This window comes from Burkholderia sp. E168m23, assembly GCF_016586125.1.
Lineage (GTDB): Bacteria > Pseudomonadota > Gammaproteobacteria > Burkholderiales > Burkholderiaceae > Burkholderia > Burkholderia orbicola.
Window position 1 is genome coordinate 1 of record NZ_BCPP01000894.1, and the last position, 2,947, is coordinate 2,947.

Sequence of the window (2,947 nt, forward strand, 5' to 3'; positions counted from 1 at the left end):
ACGCGGTCGCCGCGAGCGCCCCTGCAAACGCGGCGGCCGACAGCGTGAACGGACCGAACGCCGCGCCGGCCACCACCGTGACCGCGATCGCGCCGAGCATCGCGCCCGCGCTTACGCCGAGCAGGTGCGGATCGGCCAGGCGGTTCGCGGTCGCCGCCTGCAACGCGACACCGACCGTCGCCAGCGTCGCGCCGACGAGCGCGGCCAGCAGCGCACGCGGCATCCGGATCAGCCACACGATGCTGTCGTTGCCCGGCGCCGCCGCAAACGCATCGGCGCCGCCGAACGCCGACGCGACGTGCGCGGCGACGATCCGCACCGCGGCCGGCATCGCGATCGGCGCGGGACCGAACGCGGCCGACACGACGATCGACACGATCAGCAGCACGGCCAGCCCCGGCAGCACCACGCGCATGTCGAGCCGCGCCGCCTGCCCGCGCACGCTCATCGTGCCGCTCCGGCGAATGCGGCCGGATACAGCGCGCGGGCCAGCGTCTCGACCGCCGCGACGTTCTCCGGGCCGGGCGTCGCGGCATCGTACGGAATCACGACGAAGCGCCGCTCGCGAATCGCGGCCACGCGCGCGAGCGCCGGCTGGCCCGCCAGGAACTGCTGCTTCTGCGCGGCCGTGACCGCCGAATAGTCGACGATCACGATCACCTGCGGATCGCGCGCGACCACGCTTTCCCAGCTCACCTGCGTCCAGCTGCGCGGCAGGTCGTCCATCACGTTGCGCGCGCCCGCCGCCGCGAGCAACGCGGTCGGCATCGCGAGCCCGCCCGCGGTCATCGGCTTGTCGGTGCCGCTGTCGTACACGAACACGCGCAGCGGCGCCGGGCGCCCGATCGCGCGCGACACCGCCGCGAGCCGCGCGCGCATCCCGGCGACGACCTGCGCGGCGCGCGCATCGACACCGAAGATGCGACCGAGATTGGTCAGGTCGCGGAACACGTCGTCGAACGACGCGGCCGACTGCTTCATCACGTGCGAACACGATTCGGTCAGTTCGTAGGTGCGGATGCCGAACGGCGCGAGCGTCGCCGGTGTCACCGGCCCGCCGACGTGCATCCCGTAGTTCCAGCCCGCGAGATAGAAATCGGCGCGCGCGGCGGCCAGCACTTCCAGCGACGGATACTGGCTCGCCAGTTCGGGCACGCCGCGCAACGCGTCGCGCACGCGCGCGGTGCCCGTCTTCCAGCCGCCGATGCCCGTATAGCCGACGAGCCGGTCCTTCAGGCCGAGCGCGAGCATCATCTCGGTCAGGTTCACGTCGTTGCTCACCGCGCGCGTCGGTGCGCGCTCGAACGTCACGTCGCGATCGCAACTGCGCACGGTGACGGGATAGGCGAACGCGTGCGCGGCCGCGCCGCCGAGCACGGCAGCTGCGACCAGCCGGCGGGCGACGAAAGACAGGAGAGGAAACGGCATGGTGGTCATTCCGGATGAAGCGGCGTGATGCGCGGGCGGCCCGTGGCGGGATGGCGATCGACGAGCGCGGCGACGCCGAACACGTCGCGCAGCAGCGCTTCGGTCAGCACGTCGTCCGGCGCGCCGGACGCGACGACGCGGCCGTGCGCGAGCACATGGAGCCGGTCGCAATACGCGGCCGCGAGATTGAGGTCGTGAATCGTCGCGAGCGTCGCGATGCCGAGGCGGCGCACGCGCGCGAGCAGTTCGAGCTGGTGACGCAGGTCGAGATGGTTGGTCGGTTCGTCGAGCAACAGCAGTTCGGGCTGCTGCGCGAGTGCGCGGGCCAGCAGCGCGCGCTGCTTCTCGCCGCCCGACAGCGACGCAAAACGCTGCGCGCGACGCTCGACGAGGCCCACATCGTGCAGCGCGGATTCGACGATCCGGCGGTCGTCGGCCGACTCCGCATCGAACGCCCGCTTGTGCGGCGTGCGGCCCATGCCGACCAGCTCGTCGACCGTCAGCCCGAAATCGTCGGGCGTTTCCTGCTGCAGCACCGCGATGCGCTGTGCGACCGCGCGCGGCCGCATGCGCCACACGTCCTGCGCGTCGAGCGCGACGCGGCCCGCGTCGGGCCGCGCGTAGCGGAACACGCAGCGCAGCAGGCTCGTCTTGCCGCTGCCGTTCGGGCCGACCAGCCCGACGAACTCGCCTTCGGCCACCGTCAGCGTCACCGAATCGAGCACGTCGACCGCGCCGCCGGGAGACCAGCTCACGCGTTCGATGTCGAGCATGTGTTTGACGGGACGCATGTCGTGCCGCCCTAGAAGCGCATCGTCGCGACGAGCTCCGCCGAGCGCGACGGGCCGAGCAGCCATTGCTCGCCGCCGTTCGACGTCGTTACCGCATACGTGCGGTTCGCGAGATTGCGCAGATACAGCGCGAGCTCGGTGCGCGACGTCGGCTGCCAGCGCAGCGACGCATCGAACACCGTATACGACGGCACCCGCACGCGATTCGCATCGTCGCCGTAGGTCGCGCCGACGTAACGCACGCCCGCATTCACGTGCCAGCGCTCGGCGAATGCCCAGCCGAGCCACAGGTTCGCGGTCTGCTGCGGCACGCCCGACGGCACGTTGCCGGCCCGCGACACCGTCGCGCCGCCGACCGTCTGGTTGAATGCGTCGTAGCGCGCACGCAGCAACGCGACGTTCGCATCGATCGTCCAGCCGTGCGACAGCCGCGCGCCGCCGGTCAGATCGACGCCGCGCGACGACTGCCGGCCGACCTGCTGGCGCAGCGCCGGATTGAACGGATCGGTGCTGAGCAGGTTGCGCTTCGTGATGTCGTACACCGCGACCGTCCAGTACGCGCGCCCGTCGAGCAGCGTCTGCTTGAGCCCGGCTTCCCACTGTTCGCCGGTCGCGAGCCGGACGTTCATCTGCGACGCGGACAGCGTCACGAGCGAGCCGACGCCCTCCGCGCCCGTCGTGTACTGCGCATAGGCGGTGAACGCCGGCGCGATATCGAACACGACACC

At 71.6% G+C, this 2,947-nt stretch carries 4 protein-coding genes; all 4 read right to left on the reverse strand.

What is annotated here, in order from left to right; genetic code table 11:
• Window positions 1-448 (reverse strand): iron chelate uptake ABC transporter family permease subunit (locus tag JMF90_RS31500; RefSeq protein WP_201325898.1); only part of this gene is annotated, 448 nt, incomplete at its 3' end.
• Window positions 445-1,437 carry an ABC transporter substrate-binding protein gene (locus tag JMF90_RS31505; protein WP_011545132.1) on the reverse strand — a complete coding sequence of 331 codons (993 nt, stop codon included), beginning with the start codon at window positions 1,435-1,437 and terminating at the stop codon, window positions 445-447. The genes JMF90_RS31500 and JMF90_RS31505, both read right to left, overlap by 4 nt.
• Window positions 1,434-2,219 carry an ABC transporter ATP-binding protein gene (locus JMF90_RS31510; RefSeq protein ID WP_011545131.1) on the reverse strand — a complete coding sequence of 262 codons (786 nt, stop codon included), beginning with the start codon at window positions 2,217-2,219 and terminating at the stop codon, window positions 1,434-1,436. The genes JMF90_RS31505 and JMF90_RS31510 overlap by 4 nt, the downstream gene beginning before the upstream one ends.
• 11 nt (window positions 2,220-2,230) lie before the next feature.
• On the reverse strand, window positions 2,231-2,947 hold a 717-nt coding region (locus tag JMF90_RS31515; protein ID WP_201325899.1), incomplete at its 5' end, for a TonB-dependent siderophore receptor.